Raw genomic sequence first — 21,785 nt, forward strand, 5'->3', positions numbered from 1 at the left:
AGGCGGACTTTTTCGTGTCACAAGCGCGTCGGCTTACACCGCCAGACTGGCGTGCATTTCCTGTACCGAGATCACGTCCAGGTTGTGCAAGGACTTCATCCCTTCGACTGCGGCTTCGGCGCCGAAAATGGTGGTGAACATCGTCACCCTCCCCTGCAGCGCGGAAATGCGAATGGAGCGGGAGTCGGCGATGGCGTTGCGACGTTCCTCGACGGTGTTGACAATCATGGCAACTTCGCCATTTTTGATCATATCGACGATGTGCGGGCGCCCTTCTGCCACCTTGTTGACGACACGCACTGCAATGCCGGCGGCTTCGATGGCCGCTGCCGTGCCACGGGTGGCCGCAATCTCGAAGCCCATGGCCTGCAATTCCTTGGCAATGGCCACGGCGCGCGGCTTGTCGGCATCACGCACGGTGAGAAACACCAAGCCACTTTCAGGCAGGCGCGTGCCGGCGCCCAGCTGGCTCTTCACATAGGCTTCGCCAAAGGTCCTGCCCACGCCCATGACCTCACCAGTGGACTTCATTTCCGGCCCGAGGATGGGATCGACGCCCGGGAACTTCACGAACGGGAACACCGCCTCCTTGACGCAGAAGTAGGTTGGCACGACTTCCTGCGTCACGCCCTGCTCGGCCAGACTCTGCCCGGCCATGCAGCGCGCGGCGATCTTGGCCAGCGGCAGCCCGGTGGCCTTGCCAACGAAGGGCACGGTGCGCGAGGCGCGGGGATTGACCTCCAGCACGTAGATCACGTCGCGCTTGTCCGCGCCTTCGCCCACCTCCTGGATGGCAAACTGCACGTTCATCAAACCGACCACGTTCAGGCCATTGGCCATGGCCGCCGTCTGGCGCTTGAGCTCGTCGACCGTGGCCTTGGAGAGGTAGTACGGCGGCAGCGAACAGCCAGAGTCCCCGGAATGCACGCCGGCCTGCTCGATGTGCTCCATCACGCCGCCGATGAGCACCTGCCCCGTGGCATCGCGCACGCAATCGACATCGCATTCGATGGCGTTGCGCAGAAAGCTGTCGAGCAGTACTGGGGAGTCGTTGCTGACCTTGACCGCCTCGCGCATGTAGCGCTCCAGGCTGGCGCGCTCGTGCACGATTTCCATCGCACGTCCGCCCAGCACGTAGGAGGGGCGCACCACCAGCGGATAGCCAATCTCCTCGGCCCTTTCCAGCGCCTCGGCCTCGGTGCGTGCCGTGGCGTTGGGCGGCTGACGCAGCCCCAGATCCTGCAGCAGATGCTGGAAACGCTCGCGGTCTTCGGCGGCGTCGATCATGTCGGGCGTGGTACCAATGATCTTCACGCCGTTGGCTTCCAACCCCAGTGCTAACTTGAGGGGCGTCTGGCCGCCGTACTGCACGATCACGCCATCGGGTTTTTCGAGATCGGCGATTTCCAGCACGTCCTCCAGCGTCAGCGGCTCGAAGTACAGACGGTCGGAGGTGTCATAGTCGGTCGAGACGGTCTCCGGATTGCAGTTGACCATGATGGTCTCGTAGCCATCCTCGCGCATCGCCAGGGCTGCATGCACGCAGCAGTAGTCGAACTCGATGCCTTGGCCAATGCGGTTGGGGCCGCCGCCGAGCACCATGATCTTCTTCTTGTCGGTGGGCGCGGCCTCGCACTCCTCATCGTAGGTGGAGTACATGTAGGCAGTATTGGTCGCAAACTCGGCTGCGCAGGTATCCACGCGCTTGTACACCGGGCGCACGCCCAGCGCATGGCGCGCCGTGCGCACGGCCTGCTCGTCGGTGTGCAGCAGCTTGGCCAGGCGCCGGTCGGAAAAACCCTTTTGCTTGAGCACCCGGAAAGTGTCCCGGTCGATGGTCGCGAGTGCCACCGCGCCCTTTTCCTCGTAGAGCTTGTCGAGCTGCAGCTCGATCTTGACGATCTCCTCGATCTGGATCAGGAACCACTTGTCGATCTTGGTAATGTTGTGCACTTCGTCAAGCGTCCAGCCGGCCGCGAAGGCATCGCCCACATACCAGATGCGCGATGGTCCGGGCTCGCCCAGTTCGCGCTCGAGAATCTCGCGGTCCTGGGTCTTCTCGTTCATGCCGTCGACACCTACTTCAAGCCCGCGCAGGGCCTTCTGGAAGGACTCCTGGAAGGTGCGCCCAATGGCCATGACCTCACCCACGGACTTCATCTGCGTGGTGAGGCGGTCATCGGCGGTCGGGAATTTCTCGAACGCAAAGCGGGGCACCTTGGTGACGACGTAGTCGATGGTCGGCTCGAAGCTGGCCGGCGTGGCGCCGCCCGTGATGTCGTTGCGCAGTTCATCCAGCGTGAAGCCCACAGCCAGTTTGGCGGCGATCTTGGCAATCGGGAACCCCGTGGCCTTGGAAGCCAGTGCCGACGAGCGCGAGACGCGCGGATTCATCTCGATGACGATCATGCGCCCGTCCTTCGGGTTGACCGAGAACTGCACGTTGGAGCCGCCCGTGTCCACCCCGATCTCGCGCAGCACCGCCAGCGAGGCATCGCGCATGATCTGGTATTCCTTGTCGGTCAGCGTCTGCGCCGGTGCCACGGTGATGGAGTCGCCCGTGTGCACGCCCATCGGGTCGAGGTTTTCGATGGAGCAGACGATGATGCAGTTGTCGGCCTTGTCGCGCACGACCTCCATCTCGTATTCCTTCCAGCCCAGCAGCGACTCCTCGATCAGCAGCTCGCTGGTTGGCGAGGCCTCCAGGCCGCGCTTGCAGATGGTCTCAAACTCCTCGGCGTTGTAGGCAATGCCACCGCCCGTGCCGCCCAGCGTGAAGCTGGGGCGGATGATGGTCGGAAATCCCACCACCTTCTGCACTTCCCACGCCTCCTCCAGGCTGTGGGCGATACCCGAGCGCGCCGAGCCCAGCCCGATGCGCGTCATGGCCTCCTTGAACTTCTGGCGATCTTCGGCCTTGTCGATGGCCTCGGGCTTGGCCCCAATGAGCTCGACCTTGTACTTGTTGAGTACGCCGTTGCGCCACAGGTCCAGCGCACAGTTGAGCGCCGTCTGCCCGCCCATCGTGGGCAGGATGGCATCGGGGCGCTCCTTGGCGATGATCTTCTCTACCGTCTGCCACGTGATCGGCTCGATGTAGGTCACATCCGCCGTGGCCGGATCGGTCATGATCGTTGCCGGATTGCTGTTGATCAGGATGACGCGGTAGCCTTCCTCACGCAGTGCCTTGCAGGCCTGCACGCCCGAATAGTCGAACTCGCAAGCCTGGCCGATGACAATCGGGCCAGCGCCAATGATGAGAATGGAGGAAAGGTCGGTTCTTTTTGGCATAAGTCAACGAAAAACGGGTAAGCGCGGACGCAGCTCAGGCGAGTCCGTGCAGGGTTCGTGCCTGGATGTGTGCAATCAACTTGGCCAACCGCTCGGGCTGCACCTTCTTCTGCATCAGCTGTAGCAGCCCATCCCCCTCTGCAATTGGGCGAAGCACATCCACCTCGGCCGGGTAGAAATTGGCATCCCAGTCGGCCAGTTCCTGGTCAAACTCCTCATCCGACCAGTTCTTGCCTTTGGCAATGAACACCACCAGCGGCATGGCCTTTTTCTCGATGAAGGACTTCCGGTACGGCTTCTGCGCCCACCGCTCGGCAAACCACTCGCGCGAGCCAGCCTCCAGCGTTAACAGGCGCTTAGCAATGGCCTTCTCAAGGGCAGCAGAAGGAAAGCTGAACAGTTTCATACAGAAGTTCTTCAAAAAACCGCCAAGCCGGGGAGCACTAGCAGCAGCCCACCGGCAAAGACGTATGTGGCCCGCACAACAATCACCTCACGCAGCCTTGCGGTTTCGCATCAGCGCGACGAACTGGTCGAACAGATAGGCAATATCGTGCGGCCCCGGGGACGCCTCCGGATGGCCCTGGAAACAGAACGCCGGCTGGCTGACGTGGGCGATCCCCTGCACCGTGCCATCAAACAGGCTGGTGTGGGTGATACGTACGGTATCGGGCAGCGAATCGGCATCCACCGCGAAGCCATGGTTCTGGCTGGTGATGCTCACGCGGCCACTGTCATGATCCTTGACCGGATGGTTGGCGCCGTGATGACCGAACTTCATCTTGAACGTCCGGGCACCAAGCGCCAGCGCCATGATCTGGTGGCCCAGACAGATGCCGAACGTAGGCAGTCCGCTGGCAATTGCTTCACGTGCGGCAGCGATGGCGTAATCGCAGGGCTCAGGATCACCCGGACCGTTGGAGAAGAACACGCCGTCGGGCTCAAGCGCCTGCACTTCAGAGAACGGTGTCTGCGCCGGCACCACTGTAACGCGACATCCCTTGCCCGCCAGAATGCGCAGGATGTTGAACTTCACCCCCAGGTCATAGGCGACGACATGAAACGGCGCGCGCGCGGGATCTTGCTCGCCGTAGCCTTGCCCCAGCACCCAGGGCGTCTGCGACCAGGCATAGGTCTGGCTGGTCGACACCTGCCGCGCCAGATCCAGGCCCGCCATGCTGGGGGCTGCTTGCGCCTTGGTCACGGCTTCGGCTACCAGCGCCTCGCTCAGCGCCTGGCCGTCAGGCAGCGCCAGAATGCAACCATTCTGCGCGCCATGCGCGCGCAGGTGGCGGGTGAGCTTGCGGGTATCCACGTTGGCAATGGCCACGATGCCGCGCTGCTGCAGGTATTCCGTCAGGGTTGCCGTGCAGCGGAAGCTGCTGGCCAGCAACGGCAAGTTCTTGATGACAAGTCCGGCCGCATACGGCCTGGCGGACTCCACATCCTCATCATTGGTGCCGTAGTTACCGATATGCGGATAGGTCAGCGTCACGATTTGCTGGCAATAGCTTGGATCGGTCAGGATTTCCTGATAGCCCGTCATCGAAGTGTTGAACACCACTTCTCCGACGGTGCTGCCTGCTGCACCGATTGCATTGCCTGTGAAAACCGTGCCATCTGCGAGCGCCAGTACGGCGATGGGGAGAGCCCCTTGCTGGAGAGACAAAAGCACGAAGTAACCTCAAGAAGAACGCTTGGAACGCTTCCACAACCGACCTGGCGGAAAACCGCTGACCCCGGCAGTGCCGGACTGCAGCCAACCACACACCACTGCCATGGCGCCTCGGCAGCCCCTGGCCGACCTGGCCAATGCGTGCGGCGCACCACCACGCACCGCGCCTGTCCGGCAGGCAGCAGCGCATGTGAAAACGCAAAAGATAAACTTTTCGAGTATAGCCGATCGCCACCCACGCATCGCGCGCTGCGCGCCGCCCGCGCTTGCAGAAGGGGGCAAAACGGGACGCGGATGCCGCACAATAGCGGCTTTACCCATCTCACAAAGGACGTGTTATGAGCTTCATGCAGGAATTCCGCGAATTTGCCATCAAGGGCAATGTGATCGACCTGGCCGTCGGGGTCATCATCGGCAGCGCCTTTGGCAAGATCGTCGACTCGGTCGTCAAGGATCTGATCATGCCACTGGTCGGCCTGGTGTTTGGCAGGCTGGATTTCTCCAACCTCTTCATCGCACTCGCCGAGGCTCCGGCCGGCACCGCTCCATCACTGGAAGCCTACCGCGCCGCCGGCGTGCCGGTGTTTGCCTATGGCAACTTCATCACCATTGCGTTGAACTTTCTGATTCTCGCCTTCATCATCTTTCTGATGATCAAGCAGATCAATCGCCTCAAACGCGAAGAACCTGCGCCTGCACCGGCCGCGCCCCCCGAGGAAGTGGTGCTGTTGCGCGAGATTCGCGATAATCTGCGCAATAAGTCCTGAAGCAAAGGGCGCTCAAGCAGCGCTCTTTTTTCTGCGCTTTCCTCCCCGCATTCAACAGCGCCACGGCAGCTTGAGGAGCAGGCGCATCACGCCGGGTTGTCGATCTCGATGAAAGTGTGCGCAATACCCAGCTGGGAGGCAATCTGTGCGGCGCACGCAGGCGCGCCAAAGCGCTCGGTGGCGTGGTGACCGGCAGCAATGAAACTGACACCGCACTCGCGCGCCAGGTGCGCCTGCGGCTCCGAAATTTCTCCCGTCACAAACGCATCCGCTCCGGCGTCAATGGCCTTTTGAAAATAGCCCTGCGCACCACCCGTACACCAGGCCAATCGGCTGATGGGCCTGCCGGCATCGATGCAGGTGACCGCCCTGCCAAGGCGTTGACGCAAATGATCAGCCAACGACTGGCCGCTGGCGTAACCAACCCCATCTGACACAAAGACCAACCCCTTGCCGCCAACGGGTGCGCCAGCGCCCCAGCCCATGTGCAGCCCCAGCTGCGCGTTGTTGCCCCACTGCGGATGGGCATCAAGCGGCAGGTGATAGGCAAACAGGTTGATCTCATGCGCCAGCAGTAGCTGCACGCGCTGCTTGAGCCAGCCGGTCAACCGACCATCCATGCCGCGCCAGAACAACCCATGGTGCACGAATACCGCATCTGCATCTGCCTCAATCGCTGCCTCAATGAAAGCGCGGCTGGCCGTAACGCCACTGACAATGCGGCGAATGTGTGGCCGCCCTTCCACCTGCAGTCCGTTGGGGCCATAGTCCTCGAACTCGTGTGGCTGCAGCAGCGCATCGAACGCCCGCAGCACTGCCTCGCGCGAAACCGTCATGACACCCCCCTTGCGTGATCCGTTGCGGCGCCAACGCCAGCGCATGCTCTGTTCATGACTCAGCCTTCTTGCCGCCCAGTACCTTGTCCTTAATGGAAAGCAGGCGCGTAACCTTCGAGCCCATGCCCATCAGTTGCTTGGCCGTCTCCGGTTTGAGGTGCTGAATGTCATCAAACCACTTCATCAGCAGATCAATCAGGTCGTACATCTGCTGCATGCGCTGCTGCGCATGGCGATCCTGTGGACTTTGAACATCCTCAAGCAGCGCACTGCGCAACATGGAAATGGTGGGTTCGATCTCGCGGCGACGACGCTCTTCGGCCAGTACCCGAAAAATCTCCCATACATCTTCCGGCGCCTGAAAGTATTCGCGACGATCGCCCGGAAGGTGCTTGAGCTGCACAAGGCGCCAGGATTGCAATTCCTTAAGCCCCATGCTGACGTTCGAGCGGGAGAACTCAAGCTTGTGCGCAATCTCGTCGGCATTGAGGGGCTGCTCGGCAATGAACAGCAGGGCGTAGATCTGCCCGACCGTGCGATTGATCCCCCAGCGGCTGCCCATTTCCCCGAAGTGGGCAACAAACTGCTGCGCAAGCGGTGTCAGGGGTTCGACGGAACTGGAGGCGGTTCGGGAGTTTTCAGGCATGTTGGAGACAACGAAAGAATCGGAAAAGCGCGGCAGGCTAGCATGCAGCCGCAGCCATGCCCTGCCTCGCCCGAAAGGCGGGGCACCGGATGCGCGGGCCGCTGCAGAACACCGCCCCGATGCGCGCAGGCCATCGGAGCATCCCGCTCACGTGCTAAACCTTCAGTATTTACTGAAACTGCCTGAATCTTCCCGGGCAACGCGCAAAGTCCCCAAAACTATTAGGGATTGGAGTCGATTGCGCGCACAATCCCCGTAGTTTCCACACTCCATTACACCCAATGCGCCGCTACTGGCTCCTCTTCTCACAATCGGTGACGGTTTTGCTGGCGACGTACTTCGTCGTAGCCACGCTCAAGCCCCAATGGCTGCAACAGCCGGCGCCCGCAGCACTGTTGCCCGCGGCCCCCCCCACTGGTGCGCCGGCGCCCGCGGCGGGCAGCCTGCGCACTGCCGCACAGCTGGCTGCGCGCTCGGTCGTCAGCATCACGACGTCGCGCACCGTCCGCCATCCCTTCGCCAACGATCCGTTTTTCCAATATTTCTTCGGGGATGCGCCCAACCGCTCACAGACGGGCCTGGGTAGCGGCGTCATCGCCAGCGCGGACGGCTACCTGCTGACCAACCATCACGTGATTGACGGCGCCGACACCATCAACGTCACCCTCAATGACGGCCGCGAATTTCGTGCGCGCGTCGTCGGCGTGGATCCGGACACGGATCTTGCGGTGCTCAAAATCGACGCTACGGACCTGCCTGCCATGCGCATTGGCAGCACCGACCAGATCGCCATTGGTGACCCTGTGCTGGCCATCGGCAATCCGTTTGGCGTGGGGCAGACCGTCACCAGTGGAATCATCAGCGCGCTGGGACGCAACCATCTGGGCCTGAACATCTTCGAGAACTTCATCCAGACCGACGCGGCCATCAACCCCGGCAACTCCGGCGGGGCGCTGGTGGACATCAACGGGGCGCTCGTTGGCATCAATACCGCCATCTATTCGCAGTCGGGAGGATACATGGGCATTGGATTTGCCATCCCCGCCTCCACCGCGAAACTGGTGCTGGAGGGCCTGATCCGCGACGGCCGTGTCATCCGTGGCTGGATCGGCCTGACGGCAGATACCCTTACGCCTGAGCTTGCCCTGGCCACCGGTGCCAGCACCAGCCACGGCGTGATCGTCACAGGCATTCTCCAGGGCGGCCCTGCCGCCGATGCCGGCATCAGGCCGGGAGACATCATTACGCACGTTGGTGAGCAGCCGATCCAGTCCGTGCAGGAGCTGCTGGCGGCCGTTGCCGCATTGCGCCCGAAGGAGCCCACACACTTGACGATTGTGCGCGGCGAGGATTCCGAGCAGATCGCCATCACCCCAGCGGAGCGGCCCGCGACCAATCGCAATCTCCGCCGCAGATAAGCCCCTCGAAAGGCCATCTGCGCGCGAAGAACCTGCTCAGAACCTGTTTACGATCCTTCTATACGGCGCGCACAGCATTGGCGCCGCATTTCAGCCGAGGCCACCAGGCACGGCCTGCGGCACTAGCCGCCGCATATGGCGCATGCCGCAACAGCCATCAAACGTGCCGCGGACAGCGCGGGCCGATCAGACTTTCGCCTGCTCGTCGTCAGGCGCTCGTGCGGTGCGGTAGAACCAGCCCGACAGCAGAATCCCCAGCTCGTAGAGCAGGCACATGGGGATGGCCAGCGACAGCTGCGAAATCACATCCGGCGGTGTCACCAGTGCGGCCACGACAAACGCCAGCACAATGAAGTACCCCCTGAAACTGCGCAGCTTCTCGATCGTGACGATCTCGAACCGCACCAGCAGCATCACCACCACCGGCACCTGGAATGCGAGCGCGAAGGCGATGTAGAGCGAGAGGATCACACTGACGTAAGAGGCGACGTCCGGGGTTGCGGCCACGCTCTCTGGCGCAAAGTTCTGGATGAAGGCGAACATCTTGTCGAGCACGAAGAACTGCACGAAGGCGATGCCCACATAGGCCAGCAGACTGCCAATCATGATGAGCGGCAGCGCGAACCGCTTCTCATGGCTGTACAGGCCAGGCGCGACAAATGCCCAGATCTGATAGACCAGCCAGGGCAGCGTCAGCAGCACGGCCACCATCAGCAGCACCTTCAGCGGCACCAGAAACGGCGACAGCACGCCGACCGCAATGAGCTTGGCGTCAGGCGGCATGTGGGCACGGATCGGCATGGCGATGATGTCGATCATCGCGCTCGGGCCAGGCCAGATGGACAGGGCCACCACTGCCACCAGCAATCCGATCAGGCAGTACAGGATGCGATTGCGAAGCTCCACCAGATGCTGCACGAAAGGCTGCTCGGTGCCGGCGAGTTCGTCATCGTCGTGAGAAATTGGGGGCATCGGAAAACGCCAATAAGGAAACTGGGCCAACCAGACCGGTCAGCCACGCACAGGAGACTTGCCGTGCCGGTGGTGCCGCGCGGCACTGGAGAGCACATGCGCGCGCACGCGCTGGCGCGCCTTGTACCAGGCAGGAACTGCGGCACGGCGCTTGCGCCAGTTCTTGCGCGGTGGCTGATAGATCACCGGTGCCACGGCCGTGACAAACTCGCGCCGGGAAGCATCCTCCAGAGAAGCGCCATCGTCCTTGGCGGCCCCATCTGCATCGAGGCCGCCTTGCAGATCTCCGGCAATGCCGTCAATCCCGCTCTTGAACTCGCTGGCATGGGTACGCATGGTCGATTCCAGATCCCGCGCCGCGCCCTCCAGCGAGCTCTTCATCTTGCGCAGCTCATCAAGCTCCATGGCCTGGTTGACCTCGCGCTTGACGTCGTTGACATAACGCTGCGCCTTGCCCAGCAGCATGCCCACCGTCTTGGCCACGCGCGGCAACCGCTCAGGGCCAATCACGATCAGCGCCACGACGCCGATCAACACCATCTTGGAAATGCCCAGATCAAACATGCGCGCACACTTCAGGCAACACAAGCTTGCGGCCATTCATGCCATCGCCGGATACGAGGCGACGGCACTGCACGCCAGCGCCCATCAGCGCTTCTCGCGGGCCGAAACGTCGATCGGATACTGCTCGGCACTGCGCTGCGCGGCCTCGACCTGGGGCTGCGCCTCAGCCGGCTTGTCTTCGTTGCCGTCGCGCAGGCCCTCCTTGAAGCCCTTGACTGCGCCCCCCAGGTCACTTCCCATGTTGCGCAGCTTCTTGGTGCCAAAAATCAGCACCACCACCAGCAGCACCACCAACCAGTGCCAAATGGACAAACCACCCATCGTCGTTACTCCTGTGATTTAAGTAAGCACGCACATGCAAGAAGCATACACATCCTGCCTGCGGCCGCCCGTATGAATCCATTGTATGCGTGCCCTCGCCCAAGCCAGGACGGGCACGCAAAATCCTCAGGGCCAGCTCACGGTCATTGTGTGACCAGGCGCTGCCAGCGCGCATATGCCCAGCGGCCAGATAACCTGGACGCACGCGCCGTCAATGGGCCCGTCACAGACGCACCGCTTACCCTTTCGCCCAGGGCCTGGGCCCGCCCATGACGTGGACATGCAGGTGATGCACCTCCTGCCCGCCTTCTGCGCCGGTGTTCACGACGATACGAAATCCCCCTTGCGGATAGGGGTTGCAGCCCTCCTGCGCCGCCAGCTGAGGAGCCAATGCCATGATCCTGCCAAGCAAGCCGGCATCCGCTTCGGTCACCTGCGCCATGGAGGGAATGTGCCGCTTGGGTATCAGCAGAAAATGCACCGGCGCCCAAGGGGCGATGTCGTGAAAGGCCAGAATCTCGTCGTCCTCGTAGACCTTCTTGCACGGAATTTCTCCGGCAATGATCTTGCAGAAAACGCAGTTTGCATCGTGCATGGCTGTGGTCATGGGATAAACAATACGGTAAGACTAGGAATTGGTTCAAGCGCCCGCTGCAGCACTCACATCGTAGCGCGCACGCCGATATCCTGCCCATGGCGATCCAGCCAGTCCTGCGCAGACGCCCGGCCCTGCGCGAACAGGCGCTGGAGAAAGCCGATATCCGCACGCGTCTTGCTGTCCGCGCCGAATTGCTCAAGGTAGGAACCACCATCGATGCGGTGCATGCGCACGGCCTTGTAGCGATCCTGCTCCAGCCGCCCCTGCTCACGCAGGCGCTTGACGAACTCGATCGCACGCAGCTCCGAGAGCAGACCGGCATTGAAGGTCACCGCATTGATGCGCTCCTGGATCTCGCTGAGCGTGCGGGGAATGGCGCGCGTCTCGATCGGATTGATTTGCACCAGCAGCACGTCATCGGTCTGGGTATGGTAGATCAGCGGATACAGGGCCGGATTGCCGGAAAAACCGCCATCCCAGTAGTACTCATCATCGATCTGCACCGGGTTGAACAGCTGCGGCAGGCAAGCCGATGCCATCAGTGCATCCAGGCTGACCTCGCCGCCACGAAACACCTTGCCACGCCCGGTGCGGACATTGGTCGCGCAGATAAAAAGGCGCGGCACCAAGGGGTGCTGCTGGTACTCGCGCAGCAGCGAAAAATCCACGATGCGCTTGAGGATGGAGCGCAGCGGGTTGATGTCCATGGGATTGATCTGCGCCGGTGAGAACTGGGCGGCAAAAAAGGGCCGCAGCCACGGCATCCACTGCAAGGCCACCTGGCTCGGGGATGTGGAGGCACTCAGAAACACCCCGAGGGTGCCCACGGCCTCCCAGAAATCACGCAACGCCAGTCGCGCAAACGTGCAGCCACAGCGGTGCGCCTCTTCGGCATCCTCCAAATTCTGCGCGGCCGCCCTGGCAAAGCCATGCGCCACCACGGCTGCATTCATGGCGCCTGCACTGGTGCCGCTGATGCCGTCGATATGGCAGACGCCATTTTCGAGCAGCGCATCCAGCACGCCCCAGGTAAAGGCGCCGTGCGAGCCACCGCCTTGCAAGGCGAGGTTGAGCGTGTGACAGGTGGCACCGGCGCCTGCTCCTGCCGCACCATCATGGGAAGCGTCGTGGGGCATACGCGGCCTCTGTAAAAGTTCAGCGCACCGGCTGGCGCTGATTCAGTGCCATCATGCCGCGCACGATGCGCACCAGGAACCACACCGAGACAAAAAACCACGCTACCTTGCCGGGGAAGTACAGCAGCAGGTAGAACGGACTAGTGACGACATAGAGCACGAGCGCCCAGGCAACGCTGCGGATGCGCCAGTCGAAATGGCTTTGCTGCCACGTGCCCTGGGCGTCGGAGCGCTTGACCAGATCCAGCACCAGCGCCAGCAACAACAGCACCATGCTGGGCTCAAGCATGGGCACCACTGCGCCGATGGCCACCACGAGATGCATGATGTAGCTGATCCAGCCGATCGTGCGCAGCGCATCGTCGTCCGGACCCTTGCCCGCCGCGCGCGCCTGTACTTCGATGACCTCGTTGTCCTGAGCGTCCTGCATGCCAACGTCCTCCACTTCAAAGTCCATCTGCCGACGAGGCGGCCAAGAGGGAGCGGACCTTGCGAACACTTCATCGAATCCGCTGAAACGCCTCCTGTCCCCATGGCGTGGCCACCTCCACCACACGGCATGCGCAACTGGCCCCTGCGCCGCATCCACCTGACACACATTCTGCCGCAACTTGGCGCAGGCGCCCACTGGCGCGCGGCACCTCGTTCATGGCGAGGCCGCCCAGGCAGGCGCGATGACCGCATCCGCGGCCGAGCGCGGCACGGCCACGCACAGCCTGGGCCGCCGCTGCCAAGCGTGTTCGTGCGAGAATATGCGGCGTCGCCGCTGCCAGTCAATGCGCAACGGCGCGCCCGATGGCATCGCCAGCGGCCTTGGTTTTCCACAAACGTTTTGAAGGCGGCGCACTCCAAGGTGCCGCACGCGGCAACCACACCGCACTGCCGACCACGCATGAACACATCCTGCGCAGATTCTGCGCCCTCTTCCGACTGCAGGCCACGACTGGCGCTGTTCGACCTTGACCACACCCTGCTGCCACTCGACTCGGACTACGAGTGGGGCCAGTTCACGGCGCGAGAAGGGCTGGTCGACGGCGAGGCCTACACCAGGCGCAATGCGGAATTCTTTGAACAATATCGCGCCGGCACGCTGGATCTGCACGCCTACATCCTGTTTGCCACCGAGGCCATTCGCAAGCTCGGACCGCAGGCCGCACACGCGGCGCGCGAGCGTTTTCTGCGCGATGTCATTGCACCCGCCATCCAGGCCCCGGCTCTGGCACTGCTAGAGCAGCACCGCAGCCAGGGTGACACCCTCGTGATCGTCACGGCCACCAATGAATTCATCACCCGTCCGATCGCTGCGCGCCTGGGCGTCGAGCACCTGCTGGCCGTCCAGCTCCAACGCGATGGCAGTGGCTGGTACAACGGCCTGATCGACGGCGTGCCCACCCTGCGTGAAGGCAAGGTGCATCGCGTCCAGGCCTGGCTGGGCGAGCGCGGACTCGACTGGCCGCAGGTACACACCACCTTCTACAGCGACTCGACCAATGACCTGGCGCTGCTGGAAAAGGTCGACGTGCCCGTCGCCACCAACCCTGACCCCCACCTGCGCCAGCTCGCCCGTTCCCGGGGCTGGCAGGTGCTGGATCTGTTTGAACCATCCCCTGAGACCACCGGGGACCTGCCAACATGATCAAGACATTCATCGACAAACTGCTGGGTAAGCGCAACGGCGACGCCGCACATGGCTCCGGCGCTGGTGACACGCGCAAACGCTTTCCGGTCAAGACCTTCGGCAAACGCGTGGAGGTTCCTGCCAGCGTCCACCGCATTGACCCCAGCTTGGTGGATCGGCGCGCCATCGAGGTCGTCAAGACCCTGCAGGACAAGGGCTTTGAAGCCTACATCGTCGGCGGCGCGGTACGCGACCTGCTGCTCGGCCTGCGCCCCAAGGATTTCGACGTGGCCACCAATGCCACACCCGAGCAGGTCAAGGCCGCCTTTCGCCGGGCCTTCATCATCGGGCGGCGCTTTCGTATCGTCCATGTCGTGTTCGGGCGCGGGCGTGAGCACGAGGTCATCGAAGTCACCACCTTCCGAGCCTATCTGGACAACCAGGCCGCCGACCGCATTAAAGGCAACGAAAAGACCAGCCGCCAGGCACTGGCTGGTATGCAGCATGCCGTGGATGCCAGCGGAAGGGTGCTGCGCGACAACGTCTGGGGCACGCAGCAGGAAGACGCCGCACGGCGCGACTTCAGCATCAATGCGATGTATTACGACCCGCAATCGCAGATCGTCGTCGATTACCACCATGGCATCGAGGACGCCCGCAAGCGCACCATCCGCATGATTGGCGATGCCACGGCGCGCTACCGCGAGGATCCGGTGCGCATGGTGCGCGCCATCCGCTTTGCAGCCAAGCTGCACGCACTGGGATTCACGCTGGGCAAGAAAACGGCCGAGCCGCTGGCCGAGTTGCGCCCGTTGCTGGCGGACATTCCGCCCAGCCGCATGTTTGACGAGATGCTCAAGCTGCTGCAGACCGGCCACGCCATTGCCTCGGTGCAGCAGTTGCGCGCGCTGGGCCTGTCCGAAGGCATTTATCCGTTGCTGGACCTGATCGTCGCGCGCGCCGATACGCCGCTGGTGCGCCTTGCGCTGGAAGACACCGACCGGCGTGTAGCCGAAGGCAAGTCCGTGGCGCCGGCCTTCCTGCTGGCCTGCGTGCTCTGGGAAGACGTGCTGGCTGTCTGGCAACGGCGCCAGGCCGCGGGCGAGCATCCCAGCCCGGCACTGTCGGAAGCCATCACCGAGGTATTCGAGCGCCGTGTCGGCGACGTATCCGGGCGCGGCAAGCTGGGCGCCGACATGCGCGAGATCTGGATGCTGCAGCCGCGCTTTACGCGCCGCAGCGGCAAGACTCCTGCGAGCATGGTGACGCAGCCGCGTTTTCGCGCCGGGCTGGATTTCCTGCGCCTGCGCAGTCGTGCAGGCGAGCCACTGGCCGAGCTGGCAGACTGGTGGGAGCGCTTCAGCCTCGCCGACGAAGCCACCCGCGCCGAGTTGCTCGAGTCGGCACGCCGCACCGCGCAACAGACAGGCAAGGCCGATCCGGAGCGCAAGCCACGCAGGCGCCGCAAACCGGCCTCCGCCACGCCACAGGCCGGTGACATGACGGACGAGCAGGCAGACCCGACGCCAGCACGCGCGCCGCATGCCCAGGACGCAGCGGATGGCACCGCCGCGCTTGATGATGCCAGTGCCCCCGCGCCAGCCAAGAAACGCCGTCGCCGTCGCCGCAAGAGTGCGGGCGGCAGCGAAGAGGGGCTCGCAAACGACAGTGCTGCGGAAACCGGCGATGCGCCAGCCCCCTGAGACGCTGCCGCAGCCGGCATGGATAGGCCTGGGCGCCAACCTGGGCGATGCCGCCGCCGCCCTGCGCAAGGCAGTCGAGGCGATCGCAGCGCTGCCCGGCTGCACGCTTGAGGCGGTGTCGCCGCTTTATCGCACCGCCCCCTATGAGGCCAGTGGCCCCGACTTCCTGAATGCCGTCATCCGCATTGCCACCACGATGGCGCCCGAACCCCTTCTGCGCGCGCTGCAGGCCATCGAGAATGACGCAGGACGCACGCGCCCCTATCGCAATGCGCCCCGCACGCTGGATCTGGACCTTCTATGGTATTGCAGCCCTAGCTACGTGTTTACCAGCGATCTGCTGACCCTGCCGCACCCACGCTGGCAAACGCGCGCGTTCGTGCTGCGCCCACTGGCCGATATTGCTCCCGCGATGATTGACGCAGAACTGCTGCAGCACGTCTCCAGCCAGCAAGCCCAGCGCTTGCCCAGCAGTGCACAGTGGCCCTACGCGGCGGCATAGCGGGCCGGTCACAAGAGGCGCTGCCCGCAGCCGCTATACTTTTGGCCTTTTGGGCTCGCACTGGCCACGCACAGATTTTCCCATGGTTGAATCCTTCGATTACGAGCAACTCATCGCCTCCGGCGAGGGCCGTCTTTTCGGCCCCGACAGTGGCAAGCTTCCACTGCCTCCCATGCTGATGTTCGACCGCATCCCGCACATCAGCAATGAGGGCGGTGCATACAACCTTGGCCGCGTCGTGGCCGAGCTGGATATCAAGCCTGACCTTTGGTTCTTCCAGTGTCACTTCAAGAATGATCCCGTCATGCCTGGGTGCCTGGGGCTGGACGCCATGTGGCAGTTGATCGGCTTCTATCTCACCTGGCTGCGCCTGCCAGGCAAGGGGCGTGCCCTTGGCGCCGGCGAGGTGAAGTTCACTGGCGAGGTCAAGCCTGACGTGAAGCTGGTCACCTACGAAATCGACATCAAACGCGTCATTCGGCGCAAGCTCAACATGGCCATCGGTGACGCGCGTCTGCTGGCTGACGGGCAGGAAATCTACACTGCCAACGACCTGCGCGTTGGATTGTTCGAGACCGGCAAAGCAGCCGCCTGAACGCACCGCTTTCACGCACTCCTGTCGCATCGTCGTGCGATCCGGCTGCCCTGTCTGCTAAGGGCAGCTTTTTTTGCTCGACTGCCGGCTTGGGTCGCATCGCCGGGGATCAACCCGCGGCAACGTGCAGGCCAAGATAGGCTCAGAAGCTGCCAAACAGCGTACCCAGCACAATTACGGCGACCAGCGCCAGCAGCGGAAACAGCATCGTGACCGCGGCAATGTTGAGATAGGACTGGCGGTGCGTGAGCTTGCAGATCGCCAGCAACGTGATGATGGCGCCACAGTGCGGCAGCGTGTCCATCCCGCCTGCGGCCATGACGGCAACGCGATGCAGCAGATCCGGGCTGATGCCTGCCGCCTCGGCCATGGCCAGATAGTCGGCACCCAGCGCCTGCAGGGCGATGCTGAGTCCGCCGGAGGACGATCCCGTGATGCCTGACAGCACGTTCATCGCAATCGCCTCGGAGATCAGCGGATTGCCCGGCGCCAGATTGAGCACCGCATCGCGGATGACGAGAAAGCCCGCCAAACTGGCAATGACAGCCCCATAGCCCACTTCGGATGCCGTATTAAACAATGGCAACATGAAGCCGAACACCCCCTTGTTGACGCTGGCCTTCAGGTCCGTCCAGTGGCCCAGCCGCACGAGCATCAGGGTTGCGCACGCCACTGTCAGCGCGATGATCAGCGCCCATAGCCCCACACGTCCGGATGGGTTGAACGCCGGATAGGATGGCGTCAAAAACGACCAGTCCATGCTTGGAAACACCGCGAAGGTAAACACTGCGTTGACGGCCACCACCAGCACCAGCGGCAACAATGCAAGGAACACTGGCATCTCACGGGTGGCCTGCGCATCTGCGGGCTGCAGGGCGGAGCTCTCCTCCAGTTCGGCCACGCGGTGCTCGCCGAAGCCCTCCCCGGCAGCACGCGCAGCGGCGACACGCGTGTGCAGCCACCACAGGCCGCCCAGCAAAATGATGGCCGAGCCAATCAGCCCGAGGCCAGGCGCCGCAAACGCGTTGGTGCCAAAGTACGGAATCGGAATCGCATTCTGGATCGCCGGCGTGCCCGGCATGGCGGTCATCGTGAAGGTAAAGGAACCCAGTGCGATGGCAGCCGGGATCAAGCGCTTGGGGATGTTGGCCGAACGAAACAAGTCCTTGGCGATGGGGTAGATGGCAAAGGCCACCACAAACAGCGAAACACCTCCGTAGGTCAACAGCGCGCACGCCACCACGATCACCAACACCGCGTGCCGCTGCCCAATCACACGCAGAATCCAGCGCGACAGCGTGTAGGCCGCTCCCGAATCCGCCATGAGCTGTCCGAACAGCGCCCCCAGCAGGAAAACCGGCAGGAAACTGAGCACATAGCCCCCCAGCGCCGGCATGAAGGTTTCGGTGTAGTACGGCAGCAGCAGCGCCAGCTCGCCCGAGAGCACCACTGCCAGCGCTGCCATCAGCGGTGCCAGCAGCAACACTGTGATACCGCGATACGCAAGAAACATCAACAGCGCCAAAGAGACGCCGATAGCCAGAATGCCCATACTCCTCCCGCGCGCTGTGAGCGCCATGTGTAGAAACCACCGAATCTAACAGGCGAAAGTGCTGCAGCGATGATCCCCCGACAAAGCTGCGGGCCTTCAGCGCCCGGGCACAGACCTGCGCACCATCGGCCATTCCCCCGCATCGCGACGGAAACGGGGTCGTCCAGCTACACGCTGCTTCGGGGATGGCGGCAATACCAGTGCGGGCGACACACTGGCGCCTTGCCAGTGGCTGCCATGTGGAAAGTGGCCACGATCGGCAGCGCACGGTGAGCAGCCGCCCCTTCGGCCAGCAATGGTTCAGATACCGGTAAAGGTGAAGCTGACTTCCGGCTTGCGTCCGGAAATGATTTCGGCAATCGCTTTGCCGGAGCCGCAGCCATGCGTCCAGCCCAGCGTCCCGTGGCCTGTGTTCAAGTACAGCTTGCCAAGTTTGGACTTGCCGATGTAGGGCACATTGCCGGGCGTTGCTGGCCGCAGACCAGTCCAGAAGCTGGCCAATTCCGGTCTGCTGACGCCCGGAAAGACCTCCAGCGTACGCTTGACGATGGCCTCGCAACGCACCGGGTTGAGTGCCAAGTCATAGCCGTTGAGCTCGGCCGTGCCAGCGATGCGCAACCGGTCTCCCAGGCGCGAATACACCAGCTTGTAGCCATCGTCGGTCAGGCTCACGGATGGCGCCTTGCTGGCGTCGAGCACTGGCATGGTGGCCGAATAGCCCTTGGCCGGATAGATGTCCAGATGCACGCCGACCTTGCGCGCCAGCGCGCGGCTGAAACTGCCCAGCGCCAGCACGTAGGCGTCGGCCGTGGCGACCTCATATCCGCCCTGCTCGTTGGCGAACTCGACGCCCACCACCTCACCGCCAGCCTCACGCAGGTTCTGGATGCGCACACCATAGCGGAACACCACACCCTGCTGGGCCGCACGTTCGGCCAGGGCCGTGGTGAACTTGTGCACATCGCCGGACTCATCGGCAGCCGTGTAGGTGGCACCGGCCAGCTGCGGGCGGATATGCGCCATCGCCGGCTCGATCTGCAGCACCTCATCGGGCGAGAGCACGCGCCTGTCACAGCCAAGTTCGCGCATGATGCGTGCGGGCTCCAGCGCGGCCTGGAACTCCTTGGCATCGGTATAGAAATGCAGGATGCCGCGCTCAAGGTGGTCGTACTCGATGCCGATCTCCGCGCGCAGCTGCTGCAGCGCCTGGCGGCTGTAAGTGCCCAGGTTGAGCAGCTGGATCATGTTGTGGGTGGAGCGCTTCTTGGTGCACTCGCGCAGAAACTTCAGCCCCCACATCCACTGGGCGGGGTCGGCGCGCAGACGAAACAGCAGCGGCGCGTCCTCCCGGCCCAGCCACTTGAGCAGCTTCAGCGGTGCTGCAGGATTGGCCCACGGCTCGGCGTGGCTGACCGAGATCTGCCCCCCATTGCCGAAACTGGTCTCGCGCGCAGCGCCCGCGTTGCGCTCAAGCACGGTGACCTCGTGCCCGGCTTGTGCCAGATACCAGGCCGAGGTAACGCCCAGAACCCCGGCGCCCATGACGATGACTTTCATGACGGAACTCTCCCAACATGGCAGCTGCCAGCAACGCATGCCTGGCCTGCCTTCCCGAGCCGTCCTTTTGCCTGAGAGATTCATCGCACCGCCCTGCTGGCCATGCGACTTGCCCCTTCGGCGGCTGCAGTGCAGAAAAGATTCCCTGCACCCAGCGCTCTCCAGCCTTTGATGATGTATCCAGTCTCTGGGACCTGAGCGTTGTCGGGCTGCGCCTTCGGTAACCCGCACCACCGACCATGCGCCTGCGTGCGGGTTTCTCCTGGATCGCGCGAAGATACCACGGCTGCGCCATGCGCAGTGCGGCACAATCTTCTGCAATGACAAATTCCTTAGCGCCTGTCGCATCGGCGCAGCAGTTGCGCGTCATGGCCATGAAGCAGGACGACCTGCCGGGCGTACTGGCCGTTCAGCAAGCTGCTTACGCGCAGCATCTGCTAGAGCGCAAAGAGACCTTCCTCAACCGTCTGCAGGTGGCGCCCGCGCATTGCTGGATCGCCACCAGTGCCGAGCTGCCGGTCGCGGGCTATCTGGTCAGCCACCCATGGAATGCGCCGCTTCCCCCCGCGCTGGATTGCGCGCTGACGATGGACTGCGTGCTGCCGGGCGGCACGGGCACCACGCTCTGGTATCTGCACGACTGTGCCGTCCACCCACGCGCACGCGGCCAGGCGGTGGCGCGGACGCTGCTGGCGCACGCCCAGGCGCGCGCGCGTGCCGCGGGCCTGACCGAAAGCCGCCTCGTTGCGCTCGCCGATGCGGTGCCGTTCTGGCAAAAGCTGGGCTTTGTGCAGGTCATGCCGGCACCAGCTGGGCTGGCAGAGAAGCTGCGCGACTATGGCGCAGGTGCGTGCTACCTGCAAAAGCGGCTCACCTAGTTTTCCGCACTGCTTGCCACCAACGACTCCAGCGGCCAGCGCGGCTTGACGTCAAAGCTCCAGTCCTTCGTCGGCGGCTGCAGCCCTGCCTGCAGCCGCATCGCGGCAGCCAGCGCAATCATCGCGCCATTGTCGGTGCACAGCGCCAGCTCCGGGTAGTGCACACGTATGCCCGCGTCGCCACAGGCCGCGTTCAACTGCCTGCGCAGCATCTGGTTGGCGCCGACGCCACCGGCCACGACAAGGCGTTGCAAGCCCGTTTGCTGCAGCGCCAGCAACGACTTGCGCACCAGCACATCGACAATCGCTGCCTGCGTGCTGGCAGCCAGATCGGCCTTATGGCGCTCCAGCTGTGGGCCCAGCCGCTGCGCCTGCGTCCACACCGCCGTCTTCAGTCCAGCGAAGGAAAAGTCAAGATTGCCGCCGCGCAGCAGTGGCCGAGGCAGGGCAAACGCCTGCGGATCCCCGCCTTCGGCGAGCTGCGCCAGCACCGGCCCGCCGGGATAGGGCAGGCCGAGCAGCTTGGCGGACTTGTCGAACGCCTCGCCCGCCGCGTCATCGATGGTCTCTCCAAGCAGCGCGTAGCGGCCCACGCCGTCCACCCGCATGAGCTGCGTGTGCCCGCCTGACACCAGCAGCGCCACAAACGGGAACTGCGGTGGATCGGCACTCAGAAAGGGCGACAGCAAATGCCCTTCCAGGTGGTGCACGCCCAGCACCGGCTTGTCCAGCGCCGCAGCCAGTGCGCAGGCCACCCCCGCGCCCACCAACAGCGCACCGGCCAGCCCCGGCCCCTTGGTGTAGGCGATGACGTCAACCGCAGCGAGACGGCAACCCGCCTGCTGCAGCACCTGTTCGGTCAGCGGAAGAACCCGGCGGATATGGTCGCGGCTGGCCAGCTCGGGCACCACGCCGCCGTAGTTCCGGTGCATGGCAATCTGGCTGTGCAGCGCTTGCGCCAGCAGCTTTGGCACTTGCTCGCCGCGGGTCTCAACCAATGCCACGCCGGTTTCGTCGCATGACGATTCGATGCCAAGCACGCGCAGGCCATCGGGCAGCTCAAGCCGCTCAGGTGCGACACGCGGGGAAGGTGACTCGACGGTCATTGTGGTAGGAAATAGTAGAGGCAGTAGATGGGAGAAAAACGCGCCAGCGT

21 protein-coding genes and 1 riboswitch are annotated in these 21,785 nt (G+C 63.5%); of the genes, 7 read left to right on the plus strand and 14 right to left on the minus strand.

The genetic code is table 11. The features are described 5' to 3' along the window. Positions 1-33: 33 nt before the first annotated feature. From carB to carA, 3 genes are all read right to left on the minus strand, one after another. Positions 34-3,291 carry a carbamoyl-phosphate synthase large subunit gene (gene carB, locus AAV94_RS05105; protein WP_046741242.1) on the minus strand — a complete coding sequence of 1,086 codons (3,258 nt, stop codon included), beginning with the start codon at positions 3,289-3,291 and terminating at the stop codon, positions 34-36. Positions 3,292-3,325: 34 nt separating this feature from the next. Further along, positions 3,326-3,697 (minus strand): hypothetical protein, encoded by a 372-nt coding sequence (locus AAV94_RS05110; RefSeq protein WP_046741243.1) that lies wholly within the window; start codon positions 3,695-3,697, stop codon positions 3,326-3,328. Between the two features lie 87 nt (positions 3,698-3,784). After that, a complete protein-coding gene (gene carA, locus AAV94_RS05115; RefSeq protein WP_197408011.1) occupies positions 3,785-4,966 on the minus strand; it encodes a glutamine-hydrolyzing carbamoyl-phosphate synthase small subunit in 1,182 nt (393 codons plus the stop codon). Positions 4,967-5,304: 338 nt separating this feature from the next. Between carA and mscL the strand changes: the two genes are divergently transcribed. Beyond that, complete coding sequence (mscL, locus tag AAV94_RS05120) at positions 5,305-5,733, plus strand: large conductance mechanosensitive channel protein MscL (RefSeq protein WP_046741245.1); 429 nt, start codon at positions 5,305-5,307, stop codon at positions 5,731-5,733. A gap of 86 nt (positions 5,734-5,819) precedes the next feature. On the opposite strand, the gene AAV94_RS05125 is transcribed toward mscL, so the two are convergent. Beyond that, on the minus strand, positions 5,820-6,569 hold the full coding sequence (locus AAV94_RS05125; protein WP_046741246.1) for a Nif3-like dinuclear metal center hexameric protein: 750 nt from the start codon (positions 6,567-6,569) through the stop codon (positions 5,820-5,822). Positions 6,570-6,621: 52 nt separating this feature from the next. Next, positions 6,622-7,215, minus strand: a complete 594-nt coding sequence (locus AAV94_RS05130; protein ID WP_046741247.1) for a GbsR/MarR family transcriptional regulator — start codon at positions 7,213-7,215, stop codon at positions 6,622-6,624. 281 nt (positions 7,216-7,496) lie between these two features. Between AAV94_RS05130 and AAV94_RS05135 the strand changes: the two genes are divergently transcribed. Further along, positions 7,497-8,633 carry a S1C family serine protease gene (locus tag AAV94_RS05135; RefSeq protein ID WP_046741248.1) on the plus strand — a complete coding sequence of 379 codons (1,137 nt, stop codon included), beginning with the start codon at positions 7,497-7,499 and terminating at the stop codon, positions 8,631-8,633. A gap of 186 nt (positions 8,634-8,819) precedes the next feature. Here AAV94_RS05135 and tatC read toward each other — a convergent pair whose 3' ends face one another. The 6 genes from tatC to AAV94_RS05165 form a co-directional block, all read right to left on the minus strand. After that, positions 8,820-9,605, minus strand: a complete 786-nt coding sequence (gene tatC, locus AAV94_RS05140) for a twin-arginine translocase subunit TatC (RefSeq protein WP_046741249.1) — start codon at positions 9,603-9,605, stop codon at positions 8,820-8,822. A 39-nt stretch (positions 9,606-9,644) separates the two neighbouring features. Then, complete coding sequence (tatB, locus tag AAV94_RS05145) at positions 9,645-10,169, minus strand: Sec-independent protein translocase protein TatB (protein ID WP_046741250.1); 525 nt, start codon at positions 10,167-10,169, stop codon at positions 9,645-9,647. An 84-nt stretch (positions 10,170-10,253) separates the two neighbouring features. Next, positions 10,254-10,490: a Sec-independent protein translocase subunit TatA gene (tatA, locus tag AAV94_RS05150; protein WP_046741251.1), complete on the minus strand. Its 237-nt coding sequence runs from the start codon at positions 10,488-10,490 to the stop codon at positions 10,254-10,256. Positions 10,491-10,728: 238 nt separating this feature from the next. Next, positions 10,729-11,085: a histidine triad nucleotide-binding protein gene (locus AAV94_RS05155; protein WP_046741304.1), complete on the minus strand. Its 357-nt coding sequence runs from the start codon at positions 11,083-11,085 to the stop codon at positions 10,729-10,731. Between the two features lie 65 nt (positions 11,086-11,150). After that, positions 11,151-12,224, minus strand: coding sequence for a patatin-like phospholipase family protein (locus AAV94_RS05160; RefSeq protein ID WP_046741252.1), 1,074 nt, complete (start codon positions 12,222-12,224; stop codon positions 11,151-11,153). 19 nt (positions 12,225-12,243) lie between these two features. Next, entirely contained in the window at positions 12,244-12,654 is a 411-nt protein-coding gene (locus tag AAV94_RS05165; protein WP_046741305.1) for a DUF4870 family protein, read from the minus strand. A gap of 462 nt (positions 12,655-13,116) precedes the next feature. Here AAV94_RS05165 and AAV94_RS05175 point away from each other — a divergent pair, with 462 nt between their 5' ends. The 4 genes from AAV94_RS05175 (at position 13,117) to fabA (ending at position 16,642) form a co-directional block, all read left to right on the plus strand. Next, complete coding sequence (locus AAV94_RS05175) at positions 13,117-13,860, plus strand: HAD family hydrolase (protein WP_046741306.1); 744 nt, start codon at positions 13,117-13,119, stop codon at positions 13,858-13,860. Further along, a complete protein-coding gene (gene pcnB / locus AAV94_RS05180) occupies positions 13,857-15,545 on the plus strand; it encodes a polynucleotide adenylyltransferase PcnB (RefSeq protein WP_046741254.1) in 1,689 nt (562 codons plus the stop codon). Before AAV94_RS05175 ends, pcnB begins: the two co-directional genes overlap by 4 nt. Further along, entirely contained in the window at positions 15,529-16,047 is a 519-nt protein-coding gene (folK, locus tag AAV94_RS05185) for a 2-amino-4-hydroxy-6-hydroxymethyldihydropteridine diphosphokinase (protein WP_046741255.1), read from the plus strand. Before pcnB ends, folK begins: the two co-directional genes overlap by 17 nt. A gap of 82 nt (positions 16,048-16,129) precedes the next feature. Continuing rightward, on the plus strand, positions 16,130-16,642 hold the full coding sequence (gene fabA / locus AAV94_RS05190) for a bifunctional 3-hydroxydecanoyl-ACP dehydratase/trans-2-decenoyl-ACP isomerase (RefSeq protein WP_046741256.1): 513 nt from the start codon (positions 16,130-16,132) through the stop codon (positions 16,640-16,642). 142 nt (positions 16,643-16,784) lie between these two features. Here fabA and AAV94_RS05195 read toward each other — a convergent pair whose 3' ends face one another. Next, entirely contained in the window at positions 16,785-18,194 is a 1,410-nt protein-coding gene (locus tag AAV94_RS05195) for a GntP family permease (protein WP_046741257.1), read from the minus strand. A 300-nt stretch (positions 18,195-18,494) separates the two neighbouring features. Then, a complete protein-coding gene (locus tag AAV94_RS05200; protein WP_046741258.1) occupies positions 18,495-19,751 on the minus strand; it encodes a D-amino acid dehydrogenase in 1,257 nt (418 codons plus the stop codon). 49 nt (positions 19,752-19,800) lie between these two features. Beyond that, positions 19,801-19,926, minus strand: a riboswitch (glycine riboswitch). A 145-nt stretch (positions 19,927-20,071) separates the two neighbouring features. Here AAV94_RS05200 and AAV94_RS05205 point away from each other — a divergent pair. Beyond that, positions 20,072-20,629, plus strand: coding sequence for a GNAT family N-acetyltransferase (locus AAV94_RS05205; protein WP_197408012.1), 558 nt, complete (start codon positions 20,072-20,074; stop codon positions 20,627-20,629). Here AAV94_RS05205 and tsaD read toward each other — a convergent pair. After that, the gene (gene tsaD, locus AAV94_RS05210) at positions 20,626-21,675 is read right to left on the minus strand and encodes a tRNA (adenosine(37)-N6)-threonylcarbamoyltransferase complex transferase subunit TsaD (RefSeq protein WP_197408014.1); all 1,050 of its coding nucleotides are present in this window, start codon (positions 21,673-21,675) and stop codon (positions 20,626-20,628) included. The two genes, AAV94_RS05205 and tsaD, sit on opposite strands and share 4 nt — an antisense overlap. Positions 21,676-21,785 lie beyond the last annotated feature (110 nt).

Origin of the sequence: Lampropedia cohaerens, from assembly GCF_001005215.1 — a bacterium.
GTDB lineage: Bacteria > Pseudomonadota > Gammaproteobacteria > Burkholderiales > Burkholderiaceae_C > Lampropedia > Lampropedia cohaerens.

Coding starts and splice junctions, on each gene's coding strand:
- carB (WP_046741242.1), bottom strand. CDS start 3,291: ATGCCAAAAAGAACCGACCTTTCCTCCATTCTCATCATTGGCGCTGGC.
- AAV94_RS05110 (WP_046741243.1), bottom strand. CDS start 3,697: ATGAAACTGTTCAGCTTTCCTTCTGCTGCCCTTGAGAAGGCCATTGCT.
- mscL (WP_046741245.1), top strand. CDS start 5,305: ATGAGCTTCATGCAGGAATTCCGCGAATTTGCCATCAAGGGCAATGTG.
- AAV94_RS05125 (WP_046741246.1), bottom strand. CDS start 6,569: ATGACGGTTTCGCGCGAGGCAGTGCTGCGGGCGTTCGATGCGCTGCTG.
- AAV94_RS05130 (WP_046741247.1), bottom strand. CDS start 7,215: ATGCCTGAAAACTCCCGAACCGCCTCCAGTTCCGTCGAACCCCTGACA.
- AAV94_RS05135 (WP_046741248.1), top strand. CDS start 7,497: ATGCGCCGCTACTGGCTCCTCTTCTCACAATCGGTGACGGTTTTGCTG.
- tatC (WP_046741249.1), bottom strand. CDS start 9,605: ATGCCCCCAATTTCTCACGACGATGACGAACTCGCCGGCACCGAGCAG.
- tatB (WP_046741250.1), bottom strand. CDS start 10,169: ATGTTTGATCTGGGCATTTCCAAGATGGTGTTGATCGGCGTCGTGGCG.
- tatA (WP_046741251.1), bottom strand. CDS start 10,490: ATGGGTGGTTTGTCCATTTGGCACTGGTTGGTGGTGCTGCTGGTGGTG.
- AAV94_RS05155 (WP_046741304.1), bottom strand. CDS start 11,085: ATGCACGATGCAAACTGCGTTTTCTGCAAGATCATTGCCGGAGAAATT.
- AAV94_RS05160 (WP_046741252.1), bottom strand. CDS start 12,224: ATGCCCCACGACGCTTCCCATGATGGTGCGGCAGGAGCAGGCGCCGGT.
- AAV94_RS05165 (WP_046741305.1), bottom strand. CDS start 12,654: ATGCAGGACGCTCAGGACAACGAGGTCATCGAAGTACAGGCGCGCGCG.
- AAV94_RS05175 (WP_046741306.1), top strand. CDS start 13,117: ATGAACACATCCTGCGCAGATTCTGCGCCCTCTTCCGACTGCAGGCCA.
- pcnB (WP_046741254.1), top strand. CDS start 13,857: ATGATCAAGACATTCATCGACAAACTGCTGGGTAAGCGCAACGGCGAC.
- folK (WP_046741255.1), top strand. CDS start 15,529: ATGCGCCAGCCCCCTGAGACGCTGCCGCAGCCGGCATGGATAGGCCTG.
- fabA (WP_046741256.1), top strand. CDS start 16,130: ATGGTTGAATCCTTCGATTACGAGCAACTCATCGCCTCCGGCGAGGGC.
- AAV94_RS05195 (WP_046741257.1), bottom strand. CDS start 18,194: ATGGGCATTCTGGCTATCGGCGTCTCTTTGGCGCTGTTGATGTTTCTT.
- AAV94_RS05200 (WP_046741258.1), bottom strand. CDS start 19,751: ATGAAAGTCATCGTCATGGGCGCCGGGGTTCTGGGCGTTACCTCGGCC.
- AAV94_RS05205 (WP_197408012.1), top strand. CDS start 20,072: ATGACAAATTCCTTAGCGCCTGTCGCATCGGCGCAGCAGTTGCGCGTC.